At 71.5% G+C, this 22,890-nt stretch carries 18 protein-coding genes and 1 pseudogene; 9 read left to right on the top strand and 10 right to left on the bottom strand.

The features are described 5' to 3' along the window. The first annotated feature begins 91 nt into the window (after nucleotides 1–91). Together OG371_RS33590 and OG371_RS33585 are read left to right on the top strand one after the other, a co-directional pair. Nucleotides 92–553 carry a MarR family winged helix-turn-helix transcriptional regulator gene (locus tag OG371_RS33590; protein ID WP_329059672.1) on the top strand — a complete coding sequence of 154 codons (462 nt, stop codon included), beginning with the start codon at nucleotides 92–94 and terminating at the stop codon, nucleotides 551–553. Continuing rightward, entirely contained in the window at nucleotides 550–4,398 is a 3,849-nt protein-coding gene (locus OG371_RS33585) for an ABC transporter ATP-binding protein (RefSeq protein WP_329059671.1), read from the top strand. The genes OG371_RS33590 and OG371_RS33585 overlap by 4 nt, the downstream gene beginning before the upstream one ends. Nucleotides 4,399–4,402: 4 nt before the next feature. Here OG371_RS33585 and OG371_RS33580 read toward each other — a convergent pair whose 3' ends face one another. After that, a complete protein-coding gene (locus OG371_RS33580; protein WP_329059670.1) occupies nucleotides 4,403–5,347 on the bottom strand; it encodes an NAD-dependent epimerase/dehydratase family protein in 945 nt (314 codons plus the stop codon). Nucleotides 5,348–5,434: 87 nt separating this feature from the next. On the opposite strand from OG371_RS33580, the gene OG371_RS33575 reads away from it, so the two are divergent. Then, on the top strand, nucleotides 5,435–5,872 hold the full coding sequence (locus tag OG371_RS33575; protein ID WP_329059668.1) for a MarR family winged helix-turn-helix transcriptional regulator: 438 nt from the start codon (nucleotides 5,435–5,437) through the stop codon (nucleotides 5,870–5,872). Nucleotides 5,873–6,093: 221 nt separating this feature from the next. Beyond that, entirely contained in the window at nucleotides 6,094–6,612 is a 519-nt protein-coding gene (locus tag OG371_RS33570; RefSeq protein ID WP_329059667.1) for a lytic polysaccharide monooxygenase auxiliary activity family 9 protein, read from the top strand. Between the two features lie 113 nt (nucleotides 6,613–6,725). Here OG371_RS33570 and OG371_RS33565 read toward each other — a convergent pair whose 3' ends face one another. The 6 genes from OG371_RS33565 to OG371_RS33540 are packed head-to-tail and all read right to left on the bottom strand — an operon-like array spanning nucleotide 6,726 to nucleotide 14,114. Beyond that, the gene (locus OG371_RS33565) at nucleotides 6,726–7,460 is read right to left on the bottom strand and encodes an alpha/beta hydrolase family protein (RefSeq protein WP_329059666.1); all 735 of its coding nucleotides are present in this window, start codon (nucleotides 7,458–7,460) and stop codon (nucleotides 6,726–6,728) included. An 11-nt stretch (nucleotides 7,461–7,471) separates the two neighbouring features. Next, complete coding sequence (locus OG371_RS33560; protein ID WP_329059665.1) at nucleotides 7,472–8,746, bottom strand: transporter; 1,275 nt, start codon at nucleotides 8,744–8,746, stop codon at nucleotides 7,472–7,474. Next, entirely contained in the window at nucleotides 8,746–9,270 is a 525-nt protein-coding gene (locus tag OG371_RS33555) for a hypothetical protein (RefSeq protein ID WP_329059664.1), read from the bottom strand. Before OG371_RS33555 ends, OG371_RS33560 begins: the two co-directional genes overlap by 1 nt. Before the next feature lie 44 nt (nucleotides 9,271–9,314). After that, nucleotides 9,315–11,453 carry a hydantoinase/oxoprolinase family protein gene (locus OG371_RS33550; protein WP_329059662.1) on the bottom strand — a complete coding sequence of 713 codons (2,139 nt, stop codon included), beginning with the start codon at nucleotides 11,451–11,453 and terminating at the stop codon, nucleotides 9,315–9,317. 28 nt (nucleotides 11,454–11,481) lie between these two features. Then, complete coding sequence (locus tag OG371_RS33545; RefSeq protein ID WP_329059661.1) at nucleotides 11,482–13,104, bottom strand: FAD-dependent oxidoreductase; 1,623 nt, start codon at nucleotides 13,102–13,104, stop codon at nucleotides 11,482–11,484. 8 nt (nucleotides 13,105–13,112) lie between these two features. Continuing rightward, entirely contained in the window at nucleotides 13,113–14,114 is a 1,002-nt protein-coding gene (locus tag OG371_RS33540; RefSeq protein ID WP_329059659.1) for a LacI family DNA-binding transcriptional regulator, read from the bottom strand. Between the two features lie 381 nt (nucleotides 14,115–14,495). Here OG371_RS33540 and OG371_RS33535 point away from each other — a divergent pair, with 381 nt between their 5' ends. The 4 genes and pseudogenes from OG371_RS33535 to OG371_RS33515 all read left to right on the top strand — a co-directional run bounded on the left by OG371_RS33535 (nucleotide 14,496) and on the right by OG371_RS33515 (nucleotide 19,392). After that, a complete protein-coding gene (locus OG371_RS33535) occupies nucleotides 14,496–15,686 on the top strand; it encodes a glycoside hydrolase family 64 protein (RefSeq protein ID WP_329059657.1) in 1,191 nt (396 codons plus the stop codon). A 101-nt stretch (nucleotides 15,687–15,787) separates the two neighbouring features. Further along, nucleotides 15,788–16,152: pseudogene (locus tag OG371_RS33525) on the top strand (nuclear transport factor 2 family protein). Nucleotides 16,153–16,420: 268 nt separating this feature from the next. Continuing rightward, nucleotides 16,421–17,521 (top strand): NADH:flavin oxidoreductase/NADH oxidase, encoded by a 1,101-nt coding sequence (locus OG371_RS33520; protein WP_329059654.1) that lies wholly within the window; start codon nucleotides 16,421–16,423, stop codon nucleotides 17,519–17,521. A gap of 248 nt (nucleotides 17,522–17,769) precedes the next feature. Continuing rightward, the gene (locus OG371_RS33515) at nucleotides 17,770–19,392 is read left to right on the top strand and encodes a M4 family metallopeptidase (RefSeq protein ID WP_329059653.1); all 1,623 of its coding nucleotides are present in this window, start codon (nucleotides 17,770–17,772) and stop codon (nucleotides 19,390–19,392) included. Between the two features lie 105 nt (nucleotides 19,393–19,497). Here OG371_RS33515 and OG371_RS33510 read toward each other — a convergent pair whose 3' ends face one another. Further along, nucleotides 19,498–20,292 carry a TetR family transcriptional regulator gene (locus OG371_RS33510; protein WP_329059651.1) on the bottom strand — a complete coding sequence of 265 codons (795 nt, stop codon included), beginning with the start codon at nucleotides 20,290–20,292 and terminating at the stop codon, nucleotides 19,498–19,500. Nucleotides 20,293–20,407: 115 nt separating this feature from the next. Here OG371_RS33510 and OG371_RS33505 point away from each other — a divergent pair, with 115 nt between their 5' ends. After that, nucleotides 20,408–20,869, top strand: coding sequence for a hypothetical protein (locus tag OG371_RS33505; RefSeq protein ID WP_329059649.1), 462 nt, complete (start codon nucleotides 20,408–20,410; stop codon nucleotides 20,867–20,869). 209 nt (nucleotides 20,870–21,078) lie between these two features. On the opposite strand, the gene OG371_RS33500 is transcribed toward OG371_RS33505, so the two are convergent. After that, complete coding sequence (locus OG371_RS33500; protein ID WP_329059648.1) at nucleotides 21,079–21,819, bottom strand: SDR family oxidoreductase; 741 nt, start codon at nucleotides 21,817–21,819, stop codon at nucleotides 21,079–21,081. Nucleotides 21,820–21,912: 93 nt separating this feature from the next. Continuing rightward, nucleotides 21,913–22,866 (bottom strand): hypothetical protein, encoded by a 954-nt coding sequence (locus OG371_RS33495; RefSeq protein WP_329059646.1) that lies wholly within the window; start codon nucleotides 22,864–22,866, stop codon nucleotides 21,913–21,915. Nucleotides 22,867–22,890 lie beyond the last annotated feature (24 nt).

Below are 22,890 nucleotides of genomic sequence, written 5' to 3'. Positions count from 1 at the left end.
GCGCGCACGCCAGGCTACCGAATTCGATTCGGTTTCACCCTCCCGGAAAACTTGTTCGACGATCGAACCATCCTGGGGTACCGTCGAGGGCATGACGATCACCCCGCCCTCCGGGACCAAGGCCGTGCAGGCCGTGCGGGCGCTGGCCCGCGCCTCGCGCGTGCTGGAGCGCTCGTCCGCCGAGCTGAACCTGGCGCACTACCGCGTGCTGTCCGCCATCGCCTCGGGAGACGAGCGTGCTTCCCGTGTGGCGCAACGGCTCGCACTCGGGCGCCCGGCGATCAGCTCCGCTGTGGAGGCGCTGACGAAACGCGGCCTCCTGGTGCGCGGCGACGTCGACGGCGACCAGCGGGCGACCGCGCTGTCACTCACCCCGGCAGGCGAGGAGCTGCTCGCGCGGACCGAGGCCGAGATGGTCGAGCGCGTCACCGGCCTGGCCGCGCGCACCCCGGACGGAGACCGGCTGCTGGAGGCGCTGGGGTGGCTCGGCTCGGCGATCGACGAAGTCATGGCAGAGAAAGCAGGGACCACACCGATGACCCAGCCCCGGTGAGCACCGACACCGAAACCTCCCAGATCACCGCGAAAGCGGACACCCCGGCGGAAAAGTCGCGCTGGCTGCGCCGGCTCGGCGGCTACGTGCTGCGGCACCGGCGCGAGCTGGTGATCGCGCTCGGCGCCGCCGTGCTCGGCAGCGCGTGCCAGACCGTGGTGCCACTGCTGGAGCGCCAGATCGTCGACGGGGTGATCCTGAGCGACAACGCCGAGCTGTGGCCGTGGCTGGTCGCGCTGCTCGTGGTCGCCGCGGCCGCCTTTATGTTCGCGTACCAGCGGCGCTACCGCGGCGGGCGGGTGGCGCTGGCTGTGCAGTACGACCTGCGCAACGAGATGCACGCCCACCTGCAGCGCATGGACTTCGCGAACCTCGACCGGATGCCGACCGGGCAGCTGGTGGCGCGGGCGACGTCGGACTCCGCACTGGTGCAGGGCCTGCTCGGGCTGCTGCCGATCCTGAGCGGGAACATCCTGCTGCTCCTGCTTTCCCTCGGCGTGATGCTGGTCCTGTCCCCGCTGCTCGCGCTGGTCAGCCTGGTGGTCGTGCCGCTGCTGCTGGTCGTCTCGTACCGGATGCGGCGGCGAATCTTCCCCGCGACCTGGGCCGCGCAGCAGCGTGAGGGCGACCTGGTGCAGATCGTCGACGAGGACGTGAACGGCGTCCGCGTGGTCAAGGCGTTCGGCCAGGAAGACCGTGAGCTGAAGCGCGTCGCGGACACCGCGGGCGATCTCTACGGCACGCAGCTGCGCGCGGTCCGGCTGCAGGCGCGGTTTCAGCCGCTGCTGCAAGCGATCCCGTCGCTCGGGCAGGTGGCGATCCTGGTGTTCGGCGGCTGGCTGGCGCTGCGCCACGAGCTGAGCCTCGGCACGTTCCTGGCCTTCTCCACCTACGTCGGGCAGATGATGGCGCCCGCGCGGCAGCTCGCCGCGGTGCTGTCGATCGGGCAGCAGGCCCGGGCCGGCGTCGAGCGGATCTTCCAGCTGCTCGACCTGCCGCCCGCCATCGCCGACCCGCCGGACGCGGTGGAGCTGCCGCCGGCCCGCGGCGAGATCCGCTTCGACAACGTCCACTTCGGATACTCCGGTGACGCGGAAGTGCTGCGCGGCTTCGATCTCCACATCGGCGCCGGCGAGCGCGTCGCGCTGATCGGCCCGAGCGGCAGCGGCAAGACCACCGCGACCATGCTCGTCTCCCGCTTCCACGACCCGGTTTCCGGCGCGGTCCTGGTGGACGGCCACGACGTCCGTTCGCTGAAGCTCCAGTCGCTGCGTTCACAGGTCGGCGTGGTGTTCGAGGAGAGTTTCCTGTTCTCCGACAGCATCCGCGCCAACATCGCCTACGGCCGCCCCGGCGCCACCGACGAGGAGGTCATCGCCGCGGCGGAAGTGGCCGAGGCCCACGGTTTCGTGTCCGCCCTCGCCCAGGGTTACGACACGGTGGTCGGCGAACGCGGGCTCTCGCTGTCCGGCGGGCAACGGCAGCGGATCGCGCTGGCCCGCGCGATCCTCACCGACCCGCGGATCCTGGTGCTGGACGACGCCACGAGCGCCGTCGACGCGAACACCGAGGAGTCCATCAACTCCTCGCTCCGCACCGTGCTGGCCGGGCGCACCACGCTGCTCGTCGCGCACCGCCGCTCGACGCTGCACCTGGCCGACCGCGTGGTCGTGCTGGACGGCGGCGTGGTCGCCGACCAGGGCAGCCACGAGGAGCTGGTGGCCCGCAGCGCGCTCTACCGCAGCCTGCTGACCGGGCTGGACGAGGCGGCCGCGGAGAAGGTCGGCGACCGCATCGAAGTGCTGAGCACGATCACCGAGTCCGCGTGGCAAAGCCCGGCGGCACAAGGGAACGGCGGGCGCCTGGCCACCGCGAACACCCGCGCGCCGAGCCTCGGCAGCGGGCTGGGCGGCTCGGCGGGCGGCAGCTGGCGCAGTGCGCTGCCGCCGACGCCGGACCTGCTCGCCCGCGTCGAAGAGCTGAAGCCGATCCGCGACTTCGCCGACGTCGATCTGGCCGAGGAATCCCAGCAGCAGCGCGGGTTCTCGCTCGGCTCGATCCTGCGGCAGTTCCGCCTGCCGCTGCTGCTCGGCCTGCTGCTGGTGGTCGTCGACGCCGTCGCTTCCGTGATCGGTCCGGTGTTCGTGAAGACCGGCATCGACGACGGCGTGCTGCAGGGCTCGCAGGTGGTGCTGTTCACCGCGTCCGGGCTGTTCCTGGTGATCACGCTCGCCGCGCTGCTGGACGAGGTCGCCGAGACCTTCGTGACCGGCCGGACCGCGCAGCGGGTGATGCTGTCGCTGCGGATCCGGATCTGGGCGCAGCTGCAACGCCTTTCGCTCGACTACTACGAGCGCGAGATGGCCGGCCGGATCATGACCCGGATGACCACCGACGTCGACCAGTTCGAGTCGCTGATCGAAAACGGGCTGCTCTCGGCGCTGGTCGCGCTGGTCACCTTCGGCGGGGTCGGGGTCACGCTCGTGGTGGTGAACCCGGAGCTGGGCCTGTGCACGCTGGCCGTGGTGATCCCGCTGGCGATCGCGACGGTGATCTTCCGCCGCCGCGCGGCCCGGCTGTACGACGTGGCCCGCGACCGCGTCGCGATCGTCAACGCGGACTTCCAGGAAAGCCTTTCCGGTGTCCGCGAATCGCAGGCCTTCGCGCACGAAGACGAGACGGTGCGCCGGTTCCGCCGGCTCGGCCGCGACTACCTCGACTCGCGGTTCTCCGCCCAGCGGCTCGCCGCGACGTACTTCCCGTTCGTGCAGTTCCTCTCCGCGGGCGCCGACGCGATCGTGCTCGGCGTCGGCGCCGGGATGATCCACTCCGGACACTTGACGGCGGGCGCGCTGATCGCGTTCATCCTCTACATCGACCTGTTCTTCTCCCCCATCCAGCAGCTCTCGCAGGTGTTCGACTCCTGGCTGCAGACGCGGATCTCGGTCAACCGCATCGCCGAGCTGATGCGATTGGAGACACTCACTCCGCCGCCCGCCGACCCGGTCGACCCGGGCCGGTTGCACGGGCAGATCACCTTCAGCGACGTTCGGTTCTCCTACCCGACCGCCCCCGCGCGGACCACCGGGGAACGCCGGGGCCCGGCCGACCCGCGGCTGATGGCGGGCTCGCTCGCCCCCGGGGCCAAGCCGCCGGAGGCGTTGCGCGAGATCGATCTGACCATCGCCGCGGGCGAGACGGTGGCGCTGGTCGGCGAGACCGGCGCGGGCAAGTCCACCGTGATCAAGCTGCTTTCGCGGTTCTACGACCCGGATGCCGGCGTCGTCCGGGTCGACGGGCACGACCTGCGTTCACTCGACCTCGCCGGCTACCGCGGCCAGCTGGGTTACGTTCCGCAGGAGGCGTTCCTGTTCACCGGCACCGTCCGCGACAACATCGCGTACGGCCGGGCCGAGGCCACTGACGCGGAGGTGGAGGCGGCCGCCCGCACGGTCGGCGCGCACGATTTCGTCGCGTCGCTGTCCGGCGGCTACCGGCACGAGATCGCCGAACGCGGCCGGTCGCTTTCCGCCGGGCAGCGACAGTTGCTCGCGCTGGCCCGCGCCCAGCTCGTCGACCCGGCGATCCTGCTGCTGGACGAGGCGACGTCCAACCTCGACCTCGCCGCGGAGGCCCGCGTGGCCGCGGCCATGCAGACCCTCGCGCACGGCCGCACCACCATCGTCATCGCGCACCGCCTGCAGACCGCCCGCACCGCCGACCGGATCGTGGTGCTCGACCGCGGCCGCGTCGCCGAAACCGGCAGCCACGACGAGCTGCTCGCCCGCGAAGGCCGGTACGCCGGGATGTGGCAGGCGTTCGAGCTGCTTTCGGGGCGGGCGTGAGCTTTCACCGCTCGTTTCCGGCGCAGAGCCAGGCGATGTACTCGGCGGCCGCGGCGGCGGTGCCGTACCGGGGCTCGAATCCGGTGTCCTCGCGCAGCCGCGTGATGTCGAGCCAGTTCACCGGGCGCGGCCCGGCCGAGGGCAACTCGAAGTGGAAGCCGGGCTCGACGGACTCGATCGCGGTGAGCACGTCGGTATTGCTGGTGGCACGGCCGGAAGCGATGTTGTACGTCGAGTGGCGCAGCTCGCCGGCGAGTTGCAGGAGCGCCAGCGCGCGGCCGGTGTCCTTGACGTAGAGCAGGTCGAGCGAGTCCTCGGCGTGCGGCGGCACGAGGAGCCCGGACAGATCGGGCGCGGTTCGCCGGGCGGCGGCCAGCGCCAGCGCCGAGGCGGCGAAGAACGGGTCGGGCAGGTGTCCCCCGGGCCCCCAGGTGCCGGAGATCCGGGCGTTGACGATCTCGACGTCGGTCACGTGCGAGAGGTGGCCGGCGAGCAGCTCGGTGATCTTCTTGAACGTCGGGATCACGTGGAGGTAGTCGAAGGAGAGGGGCTGGTCCTCGGTGAGCGCCCCCTCGGCCGCGCCGTGGTAGACGCCGATGGTGCTCGCGGTGACGATGCGCCGCACGCCCAGGGTCTGCGCGGCGCGGACGATGTTGAGGAACGCCTCGAGCGCCCGGCCGGTGTCGGTGATCGGGTCCGCCTCCGTGGTTTTCCACGGCAGCGCGGTGGCGAGGTGGACGATCCCGGTGATCGGGTACTGCTTGCCGGCGGCGAGCAACGCGTCGAGGTCGGCGACGTCGCCCTGGACGACGTGCACCGGCAAATCGGCCAGGTGCGGCGGGAGCTGCGGGCCGCGGCGCTGGAGCAGGACGCACTCCTGCCCGGCCTCGGCGAGCGCGCGGACGGTGTGGGAGCCGATGAAACCGAGGCCCCCGGTAACGAGGATCATGTCGTGCCTTTCCGGGTTGTCGCCGATCTGGTTTTAGCGCTGATCATCAGCACTACTGACGATCAGCTTAAGCGTAAAGTGACGCCCGTGTCCACCGAAGCGAGCCCCGGCGCCGACCCGCACGACGTGCTGGGCTACCTCCTCAAGCACGTCAACCTGAAGTTCACGGCGCTGACGGACACCGCGCTCGCCCCGTTCGGCATCGACGGCAAAGACCTCGGGACGCTGCGGGTACTGGCCCACCGGGAGCCGGCGTCCCAGCTGCAGGTGGCGCAGACGCTCGGCATCGACCGCACGACGATGGTCGCGCTGCTGGACGCGCTCGAGGACAAGGGCATCGTCCGGCGGCAACCGGATCCGGCCGACCGGCGCCGGAACGTCGTCGAGCTCACCGAACAAGGGCTGACGACCTACGACGCCGCGACGGTCGCCTACCGGAAAGCCGAGAAGACGTTCCTCGCGGCGCTCAGCCCCAGCGCGGCCGGCCAGTTCCGCCGGGCGCTGCGGACCCTGCTGGAGGACTGACCCGGGCACCGGTTGGCTTCTTACCAACGAGTGGGGGTATTTTGCCAGCTGTTGACCTTTGCCGGTCGTACGGCGTATGGTCTAGACCACAAATTCCCCTTCGCTCGAGCACCTTCCCGCCCCGGCACTCCACCGAACCGGCCCGGTGCCGTTGTCTGTCCTGCCGAAACGCCGTGCCACAACGCCGTGGCGGGGAGCGAGCCTTCCCCGAAGGAGCTGGTATGAAAGCGAACCGGAAACTTCTCCCCGCACTAGCGGGCGCCGTGCTCGCACCGGTGCTCGTCCTGGTCAGTCCGGCCGGGATCGCGAGTGCGCACGGGTACGTCAACTCCCCCGCCAGCCGGCAGGCGCAGTGCGCGCAGCACACGGTCTCGTGCGGTCAGATCACCTACGAGCCCCAGAGCGTCGAAGGCCCCAAGGGCCTGCACAGCTGCAACGGCGGCCTGGCCCAGTTCGCCGACCTCAACGACGACAGCAAGGGCTGGCAGGCCACCCCGGTGGGCACCACGGCGACGTTCACCTGGACGTTCACCGCCCGGCACAGCACCGCCAGCTACGAGTACTACGTCGGCAACGACCTGGTGGCCAGCTTCGACGGCCACAACCAGCAGCCGCCGGAGACCGTCTCGCACCAGGTGGACCTCAGCGGCCACACCGGACGGCAGACCGTGCTGGCCGTGTGGAACATCGCCGACACGGCCAACGCGTTCTACTCCTGCATCGACCTGCAGGTCGGCTGAAGCCGGCGCGCCCCAAGCCAGAGCGCCCCAATGTGGCGTTGGTTGCGTTGAACGCACCCAATGTGGCGTTCGGTGCGTCCAGCGCACCGAACGCCACATTGGGGCGCAAAGCACTAGCCGGCGCGTGAGGCCAGCCAGGTGACCGTCGTCGCGATCACTTCCGGGCCGTGGCCGCGAAAACCGTGTCCAGCACCGGGAACCGACCGCCACTCGGTCCCGGGGCGGGCAGCCGCAGTGGCGCGCGCGATTTCATGTGAGACGTGCTCGTCCGCGTCGCCGTGAATCACCAGCGCGGGCTGGGCGGCAGCCAGGAAAGCGGCCCGCGGGTCCAACCGGGTGAACTCCTCGAACAGTGGCGCACCCAGCTCGAACCGGCCCTCGATGTCGAGGAAACCCTTCTCCCGTAACGAAGAACGGTCCGAGTACAGCTTGATCCCGCGCGGAAGCTCCGGCTCCAGGAACGTCCGCCGCAGGTCCAGCACCGGCTGCCACAGCACCACCGACCGCACCGGCAGCGTGGCGAGCGAGAGCGTGGTGCTCACCGCGCCGAAACTCGACGCGACCACCGACACCGGACCGCCAGCGACCCCAGCAGCCGAAACAGCGGCGCGCAAGTCCAGCAACTCCCCCGCCACGGTCATGTCACGAGGCCGTCCCGCACTCGCCCCGTGCCCGCGAAACGAGAACCGCAGCACCGAAAACCCCGCCGCCACAAGCTTTTCCGCCAGGGTCACGAACAAACCCTGCTCGGTCAGATCGCCGGTGATGCCGTGCGCCAGCACCACCGCGGACGGCCCGCCCGGGTGCCACGCCGACTCGAGCCGCACCCCGTCGGACGCGGTGCTCACAGGTACAGCACTCACAAGTACAGCACCGCTGTGAGCACCATCCCGCCGAGCGCGACGACCCAGGTGTAGGGCAGCGTCGAGATCATCGCCTTCTCCGGGCGGACGCCGGAGTACTGCGCGGCCCACACGGTCTGCGTGCTGGTCGGGTCGGACACGCTGAACACCTGGTTGTACGAGGCCATCAGCCCGACCACCGCGGACAGCGGGTAGATCCCGCCGGTCACCAGCACGCCCGCGACCCCGGCGCCGAGCCCGAACACGTTGAGCGGGCCGCGGAACAGGCACAGCGGCACCAGCACCACGAACACCACCACGAACCACACGGCCGACGCCGGGCTGATCGCGGACACGATCGGCGTCAGCGCGCTCTTCGCGCCCGGCAGCTTCACCGCGGCGAGCAGCATGCCGATCGCGATGAACAGCACGATCGGCGGTGCGGCGACATGGAACGCCTTGTACAACGAGCGCAGCGCGCGGCCGTTCAGCTCGCCCCACTTGGTGGTGGTCACCAGCGCGTAAACGATCCCGACCAGCAGCGACGGCACGATCGGCACCGCGAAGCCCAGCGCCAGCACGATCGGCACCAGCGGCGTGATCAGCGCGTACCACGGCGCGTCGCCCCGGCGGACCCGCGCCTTCGGCCGGTCCAGGCGGACCGCCCAGGCGTGCCGGGTGCCGCGGCGGCGGGTCTCGATGAGCACGTACGCGATGCCGACGACCAGCGCCATCGGGAACAGCTTCACCATGATCGCCTTGACGTCGCCGACCGGGGCGCCGAGCGCGTCGGAGAGGAACTGCCACACCGGCAGCTCCAGCGGCGAGCCCGCGGAGATGCCCATCAGCACCGTGCCGCCCGCGACCACCGGCGTGACGCCGACGGCGATCATCGCCGGGATGCCGACCACTCCGGCCAGCATCGCGGCCGGCGCGGAGCCGGTGATACTGCCGCACAGGATCGACACCGCGAACACACCCAGAGCCACGATCGAAGGCCGCTCGCCGCCGAACTCGACGATCTTGCGCACCAGTGTGGCGGCGATGCCCGTCTCGTCCATCAGCGTGCCGAGCCACGAGCCCAGCAGCACCGCGATCATCGTCGAGGCCAGCGCGGCGGAGCCGGTCTGCAGCACGCTGGTGAGGATGTCGTTCTTGCCGCCGGACAGCGGCGCCCCGGCCAGCAGCGCGATTCCGAGCGCCAGCAGCACCAGCGCGAACGCGGTGGGCAGCACCCGGGTCAGCATCAGCACCACCCCGACGGCCATCAGGGCCAGGATCGCGATACCCATCAGCGGTTCCCTTCGGCGAGCGCGGCGGTGAGCCGCAGCGGGCTGACGCCCAGGCCGCTGCGTAAGTGAGCGAAACGGTGCGCGACGATCTCGTCCGCGCCGGCCACATGACCCCGGACGCGGAACGGGCCGAGCCGCGCGGCGGTGTGCCCGAGCCGGCGGTTCAGCTCCCGCACGTCGAGCCGGTGGTGCGCCAGCTCGTGCGCCACGGCGGCCTTGCGCAGGCACTCGGGCGTCACGTCCCAGCCCTTGCGCGCGGCCAGCTTTTCCATACGGGACAACGCATCCCGGTACAGCGTGACGGTGGCGCGGCGGTACTCGGCGAGCAGCAGCTCACCGTCGCGGACACCGCCGTCGCGCTCGACGATCCGGACGTCTTCGTCGCCGGGCATAGCGGCCAGCTCGTCGCCGTACGCCAGTGCGATCGAAGCCCAACCACGCAACTGCGCCTCGGACCGGTTCTCGTGGGTCGGCGTCGCGCGCAGCAGGGCGACGGCCAGGTCCAGGTCGGTCGTGAGTGGCAATGACGGTTCTAACCGGTCTGAACACTCACGAGTCTTCGGGGTGTTCATCGCCGGTCCTCCAGAATCGCGACGACCGGCTCGTCCGCCGCCCGGGTCTTCAGCTCGGCGCCGATCAGCGCCACGAGCTGGTCGCGGTCGAGCACCCCGGACAGGTCGGCGATCTTCGGCCCGACCAGCAGCCACACCGCGGGCGCGCGCGAACCGCCGTCGCCGTACCGAGTGTGTTTGTCGACAAGCGTGGCGAGGCGGGCCGGCGCGGCGCCGACGTCGGTCTTCTCGACCAGCGCCCCGGCACTGTGCAGCCGCACGACCCCCTCGGCGTCGACCACCCGCACGTGCTCCACCGGCGCGGCGAACCGCCCGAGCCAGCCCGGACGCCGGGAGCGGGCGCCGAACACGCGATGCTGCGCCGTCGTGGCCAGCTCCGCCACCTCGCCGAGCGGCACGCCGAGGCTGCGCGCCACCCCGTCCCGCATCGCCTTTTCGTCCACAGTGGACGCACGATCCTTGGTGCGCAGCTCCGTGGCCCCGGTGGCGACCGCGCGGATCAGGTTGCGGGTCGGGTCCACCGTCACGTCCACCTCGACGCCGGCCGGGTCCGCGCCCTGCGCGACCACCGCCGCCTCGGCCTCGGCGCGGGCGGCCAGTATGTCCGCATTGGACGGACCCGGTACGATCCGCTCGACCGACTCGCGCACCAGCGCCAGCGCCGCGCCGAGTGGGCTGATCACCTCGCTGTGCGCCGCGATCCGCCAGTCGTGTCCGGTCTCCTCGCCGAGGAACGGCGTCACCGCCGCCGCGCCGCCGCCCCCGCCGACCAGCGACGGGTGGTCGAGGCGGTACTCGCGGACCAGCATCTCGACGACCGCGCGCACCGGTTTCACGGCCTGGCGCAAGACAATCCGCGCGGCCTCCGCCACGGGCAACCCCAGCGCTTCGGCCAGCGGCTGCACCGCGAGACGCGAGGCTTCCGGCTCGGCGCGGGCGTAGGAACCGGCGGGCACGACGCCGAGTGCGTTGGCCGCGCAGGTGAGCGTGAGCGCGTACCGGCGGCCGTCCGCTGCTTCGAGCGCGACGTAGTCGTCCGGGTCGTCCGGACGCGGTGAGACCGTCACCAGCTTCGCGCCGGTAAGCGCTGAAGCGGGCGCGAAGCAGGCGTACGGCAACCCCGCGATGTGCGCGCTGCGCGGGCCGACTTCGGTGACGGCGCGGCCGGAGAACCGGACGAGCGAGCCGCCGCCGATGCCGACCGTGCGGACGTCCAGCGCGGGCAGGTAGGTCTCCCGCCCGCCGAGCTGAGCGTGCCGCACCGGCACGCGGCCGCGGCGGATCACGCTGATGTCGGTGGAAGTCCCGCCGGTTTCCAGGAAAACGCCCTCGCTGAGCTTCTCCCCCATCAGCGCGCCCGCCACGCCCGCGGCCGGCCCGGACAGCGCCGTCAGCAGCGGACGGCGGCGCATCTCCGGCAGCGACATCACGCCACCGTCGCCGCGGACCACCATCAGCGGAGCGGTGATGCCCGCCCGCTGCACGCTGGCCTCGACCAGATCGGCGGTCGACACCATGCGCGGCATGATGCCCGCGTTCAGCACCGCCGTCCGGGCCCGTTTGGTCAGGCCGTACAGGCTGGTGATCTCGTGCGTCGCGGTCGCGAGCAGCCCGCGCTCCCGGGCCGCGGCGACCACCGCGCGCTCGCCCTCGGGATCGTCGACGCTGAACGGCTCGACGGCCACCACCACCTCGGCCCCCTGCTCGACCAGCGAAGTGACGGCCGCGTCGGCGTCGCCGAGGTCTCGCACGGCCGCGTACCGCAGGGGCAGCCGACGGCCGGGCGCCAGCTCCATCTTGCCGAGCGCCTCGAGCCGACGGGTGGCGAAGCCGTCGAAGCCCGCGCCGATGCCCGCGATGCCGACGGTCGCGACGTCGCCTTCCAGCAGCGCGTTGGTCGCCTGCGTGGTGCCGTGCGCGAGGAACGACACGTCCCCGGCGCCGATCCCGGCCTCGGCCTGCAGTTTCTCCAGCGCCTCCAGGATGCCGTGGGCGACGCCGTCGGCGTGGTCGTGGCTGGTCGGCACCTTCACCTGGCCGAGCAGCTCGAACGAGTGCGCGTCCACGGCGACCGCGTCGGTGAACGTGCCACCCACGTCGATGCCGATCCGCACGGGACCGGGATGGACCGTCATTGTCCATACCTCCTGGGGAATGGGGCCTTCAGTAGCCGCGGACTTCGGGCCAGCGCCGCTCGACGCCGGCCTGGTCGAGCAGGCGGGCGAACTCGTCGAACAGCTTCGGGTCTTCACGAACCTGGTGGGGTTCGCCGCCGCGCCGCAGCGCGAAGCCCGCGAGGTGGCCGGCGACCTCGCCGACGTTCCACTCCACCGGGTGCAGCCGGTGGCAGCCGTTGGTGATGTGCGTGGTGCCGATGTTCTTGCCCGCGGGCAGCAGGTTCCGCATCCGCCGCGGCAGCAGCGCGCCGAGCGGGATCTCGAACGGCACACTCGGCACGTCGACGTAGTTGTCACCGGCGGTCGAGGGGTGCAGGTCGAGCCGGTAGCTGCCGACGCCGACCGAGTCCACATGGGACTTGCGCCCGGTCGCGCCGAGCAGGTCGAGCGACACGTCCTGCTCGACCACCGTGGTGACCGCGCGGATGCGCCGGCCCTCGCGGACGTACGCGGACTTCGCGAGGCCGTCCTTCGTGCCGACGACGTCCGGGCGCAGTTTGAGGCCGGGGAAGCCGGTGCCGCCGTCGAGCCGCGGGGCCTCGGTCTGCAGCCAGTACAGCACCGAAAGCGACAGCTGTTTGGCTTCGTAGTGGGCGCGCGTGACGTCCTCGGCCGTGCTGACGCCGTCGATCTCCAGGCCGGGCCGCAGCCAGTAGTCGTTGAGCGGCCAGTTGACCAGCGTCAGATCGGAGTCGAACGCCCCGGGCCGGTGCAGCCCGCGGGCCAGGATGCGGCGGAAGCCCCACAGCTCCTTGTCCCCCGCGTCGGCGCTCTGGTCGGCGCTGATGGCCAGCGGATCGGTGTCCGGATTCGGGTCGAAGGTGCGCGGCACCGGCTCCAGCGAGCGCGGGTCGGGCGCCAGGAAGCCGAGCAGCGGGCCAGGCCAGAACTCCGGCCGGTAGTCGCGCCAGAAGCCGTACATCGACGGCCGGTCGATCACGTGGTCCTGGCCGGTGTGGTGGGAAACCGCGAAGCAGTAAGTGAAACCCTGCAAGTTCCCCGGGTCGGCCCGCTCCGGCGCGTGCGGTTCGCCGTGCTCGTCGCGCGACTCGGCGCCGACGGCGAACTCGACGCCCGCGAGCGGCAGCAGGTCGCCGTTTTCGGTCGCGTCCAGCACATAATCGGCCCGCACCGTGGTGTGCTCTCCGTCCGGGCCTTCGAACGTGACGGCGTCGACCCGGTCGCCGGTCACGTCGGCCGAGACCGGCCGGTGCCCGGTGAGCACGGTGATCCGCCCGGCCGAACGGTGCGGCGCCAGCAGGGATTCGAGCACCGCGAGCGCGACCCGCGGCTCGTGGCAGAGCTTGCTGACGCGTCCCGCGCCGGGGTTGAGGTCCGCCAGCCGCGCGGCCTCGGCCCGCAGCGGGTAGTGCCGCCGGTAGTAGTCGCGGATCCCTTCGCGGAAGCCCCGATACGAGGCTGTGCCGCCGAAGCGCTCGATCCACGGGTTCTCGTCCGGTGGCACCGCCTGGGCGGTGAACTGGCCGCCGACCCAGTCGGTCTCCTCGGTCAGCACGACCCGATGCCCCGCTCCGGCGGCGGCCAGCGCCGCGGCCACGCCACCGGTGCCACCGCCTGCCACGAGGATCTCGGTGCCGAGTTCAGCCATGCTCCGTCCTAACGGGATCGTGGTGCGCCGACGGAGTCGCCGGCCACCGGTGGGCACCACAGCAGCTGCTGCGGCGTCGTGTCCTGCTCGGTGACGAGGTCGACGAGCAGGCGCACCGCGCACCGGCCCATCTCCCGCATCGGCACCGCGAACCCGCTCACCCCGGGCGGGCCGCCGAGCACGGCCAGTGAGAGATCGTCCGGAGTGGACAGTCCGGCGGCCTTGACGGCAGTGCGCACCGCGGCGTGCGCGGCCCCGGTGTCGGTGCCCTCGACCACCACGGCGGTGACGCCGTCGCGGACCCAGCCCCGCACCGTGTCCGGGTGCACCTCCGGCCCGCCGACCCGCACGATCTCCGTGCGCGGCGCCGCTTCGAGCACCCCGCGCTGCCGGTCGCTGGACGAGGGGGCCTCGTCCAGTTCGCGGACGTACCGGATCTCGCGGTGCCCCAGCGCGGTCAGCCGCCGCAGCACCTCCGCCGACGCGGTGACGTAATCGGCCCCGACGTACGGGATCCGCCCGCCCAGCTCCGGCCGCCGTCCGATGTAGACGAACGGGAAGCCGGAGTCGACCAGCCGCGCCACCGGCTCCTCCGGCACGTGCCGGCCGAAGAACAGGCAGCCGTCGGCCATCCGGGTGCGGCGGATCGCGGCCTCGCGCAGCGCGCCGGACCCGGCGGTGCCGGTGAACAGGATCAGGTCCTGCCCCAGCGCGGCGGCTTCCTCCTCGACCCCGGCCAGGATCGGGTGGTACGAGTCGGCGGTGTCGGTCGGGAACGTGGTGCGGAAGGTGTAGAGCCCCAGCATGTTCGACCGCGCCGACGCCAGCCGCGTCGCGACCGGGTGCGGCACGTAACCGAGCCGTTCGGCGACCTCCAGCACCCGGTGCCGGGTGGCCTCGGCCATCCGCACGCCGCGGTTGCCGGCCAGGACGACGGACACCGTCGCCTGGGAGACCCCGGCGATCCGGGCGATGTCCGCCTGCCGCGGCGTCCTGCCTCGCGCTGCCACCTGCGCGCACCTCCTCGTCGCTAATGCGGATTAGCGAAGGCTCTGCGACGCGACCGTCTCCGTCAACCTCGGCGGCGGATTCTGTCCGATTCTGGGTGATGGCGGGACTAATACGTATTAGCACCTTGACAGCGGCTCCACCTGCCGCTGCCCGCGCCGTCAAGGACTCCTTACCGGCGCGGGACGCGGGCAAGGAGTCCTTGACGGCTCACCCAGGTGGTCCAGACCTTGCGGGCCGGTTCGCGGGACTACCGACTTCCGTCCGTAATTCACTGACAAAAAGGGTCAAGCCCGCGGTTATTCGTTGACCTTCGCTTCCACGCGTGGCTACGGTGCCCGGCACTGAACCGATCAACAGCGCTATCCCTGGAGGCGGTTTCCTTGATTTCCCGGCGAGCTTTTCTCGGCGCGTCCGCGGCCGCGGCCACCTTTCCGTTGTGGGGCAACGGCCTTGCGTCGGCGGCCCTGAACCGCACCGCGGCCACCCCGGACACCTTCAAGCTGGCGTTCGACGATCAGACCGGCGCGGGCGCCACCTACGCCTACGTCACCGGCACGACGCCCGACAACAAGCTGGTGGTGCTGAAGGCCGACGGCTCGCCGTACTACCCGCCGTCGCCGTCGGCGGAGCAGACGCCGCTCGGCGAGGACTGCGCGATCCCGATCAAGACGCTCTCGCAGGTGAACGTGCCGAAGATGGCCGGCGCGCGGGTCTACTTCGTCACCGACGACAAGCTCGACTTCTTCGTCAACCCCGGCCCCGCGCTCGTGCACCCGAGCTTCCTCAACAGCGGCGACGCGAACTACAACCGCAACTGGTCGTTCTGCGAGTTCACCTTCAACGACGCGGTGCTGTTCGCCAACATCAGCTACGTCGACTTCGTCGCCATCCCGCTCGGCCTGCACCTGACCACCGCCGGCTCCGGCGACCAGACCGTGCCGGGCCTGCCGGCCAAATCGCTGGACCCGATCGCCGACGCGCTCAAGACCCAGGGCGGCGCCTGGAGCTCGCTGATCGAGGCCGGCTCGGACGGCAGGCCGGTGCGGGCGCTGAGCGCGCACTACCGCGCGGACCAGTTCAGCGGGTACCTCGACGGCTACATCGACCAGGCGTGGCAGAAGTACACCGGCACGGACCTGACCGTCGACACGCAGGTGCCCGGCCTCGGCGTGTTCACCGGCCGCGTCGGCTCCGACGGCGTGCTGACGTTCAACAACGGCGAGGCCTTCACCAAACCGGTGACGGCCGACGTGTGGAGCTGCGACAGCGGCCCGTTCGCGATCAAGGCCGGCGACAGCGACGCCCGCAAGGCGATCATCCCGCGCCTGGCCGCCGCGCTGAACCGCACCACCCTGCTGGACAACGCGAACCAGCCGACCGGCGAGGACCCGGCGAAGTTCTACCAGGCCGCCGAGACCAACCACTACGCCCGCATCGTGCACAGCAAACTGCCGGACAACCGGGGTTACGCGTTCCCGTACGACGACGTCTCCCCCGGCCCGGACTTCAGCGGCGCCGTCCAGGCTGGTGACCCCGATACGCTGACCGTGACGGTGAACGCGTTGCGCTGACACAGATCGGCCGGTCGTGAGTGTCCCTTGTGGATACTCACGCCCGGCGCCGTGTCCCGGGGCACATCTTGGCTCAGGCAGCGCGACCAGGGTGAGGACGCATGACACTCCCCGTGGCCGACCGCCTGGCCGACGCGATCAACCGGCACGACCTCGACGCGCTGACCGCGTGTTTCGCGCCGGTGTACGAGAGCACCTTCCCGGCACACCCGTCCCGTTCGTTCACCGGCCGGGACCAGGTGCGGCGCAACTGGGAGACGCTCCTCGCGACCTTCCGGACATCCAGGCCACGGTGACCGGCCGCGCCCACGCCGGGGACGAGGCCTGGGCGGAGTGGGAGTTCGACGGCACCGGTCCGGACGGCGCCCGGTTCCACCAGCGGGGCGTGATCGTCATGGTGGTCGAAGACGGGCTGATCACCCGGACGCGCTTCTACATGGAGCCGGTGGACGCGCCGCTCGAATGATGGCGGGACGGGGCGGGGGCGCACAGTTTTGCCACGGTCACCGAGCGGCTGGCGGCAATCCGGCGAGTGTTCCTCCCAGCGACCGCCGTTTCCCGCGGCGACCACCGTTCCCCGGGCGCCTGCGTGAAGCGTCCGCCCGGCATCCTATGATCCACAGCACTGGGCTGATCCCTTGAAAATACTTCGCGTCGGCAATTATTGTCGAAGCCGGTAGAGCGCTGTCGCGGCTAGCGGCTGCGCACCCAGCACACTTCGCGGAGCCGCCCGTATGAGCACGCTGTTCGAGCCGTACACCCTCCGGTCGCTGACCTTCCCGAACCGGGTCTGGATGGCGCCGATGTGCCAGTACAGCGCGGCGCCCGCCGGGGAGCTCGCCGGAGTCCCGACCGATTGGCACTTCGCCCACCTCGCCTCCCGCGCGGCCGGCGGGACCGGGCTCATCCTCACGGAGGCCACCGCCGTCAGCCCCGAGGGCCGGATCAGCCCGTACGATCTCGGCATCTGGGACGACACCCAGGTCGCCGCGTTCCGGCGGATCACCGATTTCCTGCGCACGCAGGGCACGGTGCCGGGCATCCAGCTCGCACACGCGGGCCGCAAGGCCTCCACCGAGCGCACCTGGGTCGACCGCGGCGCGCCGATCCCGGCCGACGCCGAGCACGGCTGGACGCCGGTGAGCGCCAGCCCCGTGCCGTTCGCCGAAGCCTCCACGACGCCGGAAGAGCTGACCACGGAACAAATCGCGGAGATCGTCGGCCAGTTCGGCGAAGCCGCCAAACGGGCTCGCGCCGCCGGGTTCGACGTCGCCGAAATCCATGGGGCGCACGGTTACCTGATCCACCAGTTCCTTTCGCCGTTCACCAACCGGCGCACCGATGGCTACGGCGGCTCGTTCGAGGGCCGCATCCGCTTCGCGCTGGAGGTCGTCGACGCGGTGCGCGCCGTGTGGCCCGAGGACCTGCCGGTGTTCTTCCGCGTCTCCGCGACGGACTGGCTGAGCGAGAACGCCGACGACCCCCGCGAGGGCTGGACCGCCGACGAAACCGTGCGGCTGGCCAAAGAACTGCTGACCCGCGGCGTCGACCTGCTCGACGTGTCCACCGGCGGCAACGCGCCGGACGCGAAGATCGAGGCCGCGCCGGGCTTCCAGGTGCCGTTCGCCGAGCGCGTGCGCACCGAAACCGGCCTGCCGGTCGCCGCCGTCGGGATGATCACCGAGCCGCGGCAGGCCGCCGAGATCGTGGCGGACGGCCGCGCCGACGCCGTCCTGCTGGGCCGGGCACTGCTGCGCGACCCGTACTGGGCTCGCCACGCCGCGGCCGAGCTGGGCGGCGAAGTGGCCACCCCGGCCCAGTACCACCGCGCCTGACCCATCGCCGGTGCGTCCACAAAGGAGCACCGCATGATCACCTTTCCGACAACGGTTCCCACTGCAAGTCGGCAATAATTCGTGCCACACCAGGGAAATCCGGTTAGGACTGTCCGTTTTATACGGTTTCTATCCAACGGCTGGTCTCGCCGCCACTCCCTACTTTCGGCCCTGATTACCGGCCGCGCCGTTATCGAAACTGCCCGCAGCGGGTCACTCGGGATGACCCACTACGCGGAAGGTGATCCATGTCCTCAAAACGGCTGGCTGTCCTGACGACGGCCCTGGCCACGTCGTCACTCCTGGTGGCGGCGGGTGGCGCGGCCACCGCGGCCACCCAGCAGACCGACCAGGTGAGCACCGACTCGCAGGGCCACGTCATCGCCGTCCGCCCGGCGGCGCCGCTGGCCGCCGCGCAGGCCCAGGCCGGGAACGTCGCCGCGGCGGCCGGTTCCCACATCGCGGGACTGGCGAAGCAGTTCGGCCTCGGCGTCGGTGACCTGAAGCTGGCGGGCGTGCAGGCGCTGCCGGGCGGCAACGTCGCGCGGCTGCAGCAGACCATCGGCGGCGTGCCGGTGTACGGCGCGCAGATCGTGCAGGACCTCGACTCCCGCGGCGCGCTGCTCGCCGCCCTCGGCAAGACCACCCAGCACAGCGAAGGCGCCTTCCCCGCCGACGCGCGCGGGGCGCAGGCACGGGCCTCGAAGGCGGCGCTGGACGCCGTCACGAAGAAGGCCGGCAAGGTCGCTGGCCTCAAGGCCGGCGCCGAGCAGGCGTACTGGTACGACGCGAGCCTCGGCGGCGACAGCAAGGACGCCACCGCCGTGCCCACCTACTTCGTGCCCGTCAACGGGATCGACCCCGAGGACAAGTGGACCGCGGTGGTCGGCGCGGGCAGCGGCCAGGTGCTGACCGTGTGGGGCGAGACGAAGCACGCGGGCGTGAACCGCGAGGTCTGCGACGCCAACCGCAAAGTCGTCGACCTGGACACCGCCACGCTGGAGGACATCCGCTGCGGCGCCGGCCAGGCGTTCAAGATCACCCGCACCGAGGGCCAGGCGCCGGTCGCGACCGAGGACGTCAACCACGTCTACGACTTCTTCGGCGCGGCACAGGACTTCTACACCAGCGCCGCCTCGTACGACCTGACCGCCAACATCGGCGCCGACTACGGCGACGGCAAGGGCAAGGCGCTGCGCGGCACCGTCCGCATGTGCGAGACCCAGAACGGCCAGCAGCAGTGCCCGTGGGCCAACGCCTTCTGGGACGGCGAGCAGATGGCCTTCGGCGAGGGCGTGACCACGATGGACATCACCGGTCACGAGCTCACCCACGGCGTCACCCAGCACACCTCGCAGCTCGGCAGCGGCTACGCGGGCGCGCTGAACGAGGGCATGTCCGACGTGATGGGCCAGTTCATCGCGTTCAAGGCCAAGGACGCCAACGTGCAGGGCGCCAACCGCTGGATGATGGGCGCGGGCTCGTCCATCGGCCAGGTGCGTGACATGAAGAACCCCGCCAACTCGGGCGAGGGCCCCGGGCCGGACCGCGTCAACGGCCAGTACTGGACCGACGAGAACGGCGACCCGCACATCGACGCGGGTGTCGTCGACAAGGTCGACTACCTGATCACCGACGGCGACAGCTTCAACGGCCAGACCGTCACCGGCCTCGGCGAGGACAAGGCGATCGCGCTCTGGTGGAAGGTGGAGAACCTGCTCCGCCCGACGTCCACCTTCAAGGACCTGGGCACGGCGCTGAACTCCGCGTGCAGCACCAACGCCCAGACCGGCGTCGCCGGCACCACCACCGCCGACTGCACCCAGGTCGGCAACGCGGTGAAGGCCACCCAGCTGGACCAGGCGCCGTAACCCCGGCTCCCCCAGCTCCGTCCACAGTGCACTGACGAGAAAACACGGAAGCGCCGCCGGTCCGCACGGGCCGGCGGCGCTTCCGTCGTTTCGAGACTCGGGGTCTTACGGCACTGAGTGCACTTGTCCCGGATCGGCGCCGGCGCTGCGCAGGGCCGCGCCGACCCGCGCGACGACCTCGTGCAGCGGCGTCGCGGTGCTCATCACGGCGACCACGGTGGCGCTCCCGCCGGCGGTCCCGTCGGCCTCGCTCCCCGGCCCGCCCGCAGTTCCGGGCTGACGGAAGGCGGCCGCGACGAGCCCGAACGCGTGCGCCGCGCTGGCCGCGATGTCGTCCTCGCCGCCGCTGCGCAGCCAGCTGCGCAGCACGTGGTTGTTGGCCGCGGCGATCGCGGCGGCGGCGACGGCCGCGCGCAGGTCCGCGGAGTCGTCGCCCTGCTCGGCGAACCGCCGCCGGAGGTAGCGCGCGAGCACGCGCTGGTACCGGTCCACGGTCGCGACCTCCTTGTCCCGCAAGGAAGGCACGGTGCGGGTGAGCGCGAACCGCTTGACCGAGACGTCGAGGTCCGCGGCGTAGTAGTCGAGCACCAGGCCGACCGTCGCGCAGGCCACCTCGACCGGGTCGCCGCCCGGGCCGGCGGTGTCGAACACCCGCTCCATCTCCGCCACGATCTCGTCGTGGTTGGCGAAGATGACGTCGTCCTTGGCGTCGAAGTAACGGAAGAACGTGCGCCGCCCGACACCCGCCGCGGCGGCGATCTCGTCGACGGTCGTCGCCTCGTAGCCCTGGGCCACGAACAGGTCGATCGCGGCCGCCGCCAGCGCCCGGCGCAGCTCCCGGCGGCCGGCGGCGGTGGCCCCGACCCGCGTGGCCGGCGAGCGGCGCGGCGTTTCCGTCATGGTCCGGAACGGTAGCAGCCCGTCTTGCTAGTGGCACTGAGTGCCGTTAGACTGGGCGACGGGTACCGGGAGCCAGGCCGCCCGAGCCCTCCCCACCGAGTGGAAGGCGTCGACGATGACCCTCGACCAGCAGCTCCAGCCGACCGGCGCCACGCGGCCGGAGTCCGAGCGTTTCGACGCGTATTACGGGCGGCTGTTCGGCTGGTCGGTCCAGTGGCGCGGGCAGGGGCTGTTCCTGGTGCTGGAAAACGGGCTCTGCGCGGTCACCCTGCCGAAGCTGACCGCGACCCCGGTGCTGCAGCGGCTGGCCGCGACGGGCTGCCAGGGCCCGGCCCTGACCCTGCCCACCCAGCACGGCGCGCGGGCCGCGCTGCTCGCCGAGACCGACGGCCTGGTCCCCCCGCGCGGCACCCTGCCCAAGGACGTGGAACTGCTCGACTGCGGCGCCCTGGTCCCCCTGCCGATCGGCCCGCGCCCCACCGGCGTCGCCGTGGAATGGCTCACCGCCCCCGACCCGCGCCAGCGCTGGCTGCCGAGCCTGGGCGCGGTGCTGGCGGCGTTGCGCCCGCGCCGCTGACCGCTGCCGCCCCAGCTGATCCCCGCCGATCCGCCGCCGATCGACTTGGCCCGATGCGCCCCAATGTGGCGTTCGGTGCGTGGAATCAAGGCTGGGCGTGGAGCGCCTCCGTTGAGGGTGGTGGTGGGGCAGGGCCGGAGCACCGAACGCCATATTGGGGCGCAAACAGGCGAAGCCGCCGGGAGTCCGGGCCGCCGCAGACACGCAGCTCAGTAGTGGCTCAGCTGAGCCAGAATCTGCGGGTACGACCCGTCACGCTCGGCGTAGCGCAGTGGTTTCACCGTCTCGACCAGAAGCTCGCCGTCCTCCTGGGTGGTGAGCAGGTCCATCGTCTCGCTGAGGAACGGCTCCAGCGGCATCGCGTTCTCGTCGTTCTCCTGGTTCATCAGCGCGGTCTGCACGGCGGGCGGGGCCAGCTCGAAGACCCGCACCGGCGTGTCCGCCAGCTGGACGCGCAGTGACTCGGTGTACGAGTGGATCGCGGCCTTCGTGGCGGCGTAGGTCGGCGTCAACGGCAGCGGCACGAACGCCAGACCCGAGCTGACCGTGATCACCGCGGCCTCCGGCTGCTCGGCGAGGAACGGCAGGAACGCCGACAGGACCCGGATCGTGCCGAGCAGGTTGGTCTCCACCGTCGCCTCGGCGGTCGCCAGGTGCGCGGGGTCCAGCAGACGCTCCGGCAGCATGATCCCGGCGACGGTGGCCACCACGTTCAGCTCCGGGTGGGCGCGGGTGACCTCGTCGGCCACCTCCGCGATCCGCGCGGGGTCGGCGACGTCGAGGGTGACGGTCTCGATCCCCGGGTGCTCGGCGGCGATCCGGTCGAGCAGGTCCTTGCGGCGCCCGCTGATGATCACCTTGTTGCCGAGGTCGTGCAGCCGCAGCGCCAGCCCGAGCCCGATGCCCGAGGTCGCCCCGGTCAGGAAAACCGTATTCGGAGTCTGCTTCATCTTCGTAGTCCTTCCCTTCGGTTCTCCCCCAGCGTGGCGGGATCCGAAGGGCGCAACCATGGTCTGCTGATCCATGGCTGCGGAGAACCTCTTTCAGTCCTGGGGCGGGAACGGCGAGTCGACGGCCAGCGTCAGGATCGCGACCATCGCGTCGAGCGGCAGCTGGGAAGCGCTGGCCTGGTCGAGGAACGCCAGAATGCGGACGCCCTCGGGAGTGAGCACACCGGCCTCGTCGCTCACCTCGGCGCTCGCCGCCTCCAGCGTGCCGATGCCGGCGTTGTGGTGGGCGTCGCGCACCGCGTTGCGGAGCACGGCCAGCTCGGCTTTCGACGGCCCGCGCTTCTCGGCGCGAAGCCGTTCCACGATCCGCACGACCTGGGGCGAGCGGGCGGCGACGGACTGGCGACCGGCGAAGCTGGCGACCATCCGCGGCGTGGACCGCACCTCGGGCGGCGCGAGCGGGACCACGGCGTCACGCGCGGGCTCCACCCCCGGGACTTTGAGGCTCTCCAACGCCTCCGCCCGCCGCCGTTCGCTCTCGCGCAGCCGGGCGATCGGGTCGCGCCGGCGCGACGCAGCGAACTCACGCGCTTCCTCACGGGCCTTGGTGCCGGACTCGGACAGCTGCGGACGCCGCCGGTAGCTGCCCTCCTCGAGCGCCCGCCGACGGCTCGCGGCGAACCAGGCTTCGAACGTCTGGCCCTGCCGGGGCGGCTCCAGCACGTCGGTCATCGACGCCTGGGCCTCGTCGCGGAACCAGCCGTTCAGCCGCGAGCGCAGGAAGTCCCCCGGCCGCTCCGACGCCCCGCGCGGCCGTTGCCGGGTGCCGTCCGGCAGGGCGCCCAGCGCGACGAGCAGCGCGTCCGGGCAGTAGCCGTTGCCGTACCAGAAGTCGAGCTGGCGGTCGACGTCCTCGCGCTCGTCGCGGGTGAGCCGCTCGGTCACCCAGCCCATGCGGCGGAACAGCAGGCCGGTGGCCTGGGCGCGCTCGTGCTCGTCGCTCGGCACCACCGTCGACGGCCACGCCCGGTCCGAAATCCGAACCACCAGCACCTCCTCGGGACCCACCCG

The organism is Amycolatopsis sp. NBC_01480 (assembly GCF_036227205.1).
Lineage (GTDB): Bacteria > Actinomycetota > Actinomycetes > Mycobacteriales > Pseudonocardiaceae > Amycolatopsis.
This window is presented reverse-complemented; position numbering and strand designations above follow the sequence as displayed.

Excerpts from the sequence above, each read along its gene's own strand:
- OG371_RS33580 (WP_329059670.1), bottom strand. The coding sequence starts at position 5,347 with ATGATCCTCGTTACCGGGGGCCTCGGTTTCATCGGCTCCCACACCGTC.
- OG371_RS33570 (WP_329059667.1), top strand. The coding sequence starts at position 6,094 with ATGAAAGCGAACCGGAAACTTCTCCCCGCACTAGCGGGCGCCGTGCTC.
- OG371_RS33590 (WP_329059672.1), top strand. The coding sequence starts at position 92 with ATGACGATCACCCCGCCCTCCGGGACCAAGGCCGTGCAGGCCGTGCGG.
- OG371_RS33545 (WP_329059661.1), bottom strand. The coding sequence starts at position 13,104 with ATGGCTGAACTCGGCACCGAGATCCTCGTGGCAGGCGGTGGCACCGGT.
- OG371_RS33505 (WP_329059649.1), top strand. The coding sequence starts at position 20,408 with ATGACCCTCGACCAGCAGCTCCAGCCGACCGGCGCCACGCGGCCGGAG.
- OG371_RS33510 (WP_329059651.1), bottom strand. The coding sequence starts at position 20,292 with ATGACGGAAACGCCGCGCCGCTCGCCGGCCACGCGGGTCGGGGCCACC.
- OG371_RS33560 (WP_329059665.1), bottom strand. The coding sequence starts at position 8,746 with ATGGGTATCGCGATCCTGGCCCTGATGGCCGTCGGGGTGGTGCTGATG.
- OG371_RS33515 (WP_329059653.1), top strand. The coding sequence starts at position 17,770 with ATGTCCTCAAAACGGCTGGCTGTCCTGACGACGGCCCTGGCCACGTCG.
- OG371_RS33500 (WP_329059648.1), bottom strand. The coding sequence starts at position 21,819 with ATGAAGCAGACTCCGAATACGGTTTTCCTGACCGGGGCGACCTCGGGC.
- OG371_RS33550 (WP_329059662.1), bottom strand. The coding sequence starts at position 11,453 with ATGACGGTCCATCCCGGTCCCGTGCGGATCGGCATCGACGTGGGTGGC.
- OG371_RS33520 (WP_329059654.1), top strand. The coding sequence starts at position 16,421 with ATGAGCACGCTGTTCGAGCCGTACACCCTCCGGTCGCTGACCTTCCCG.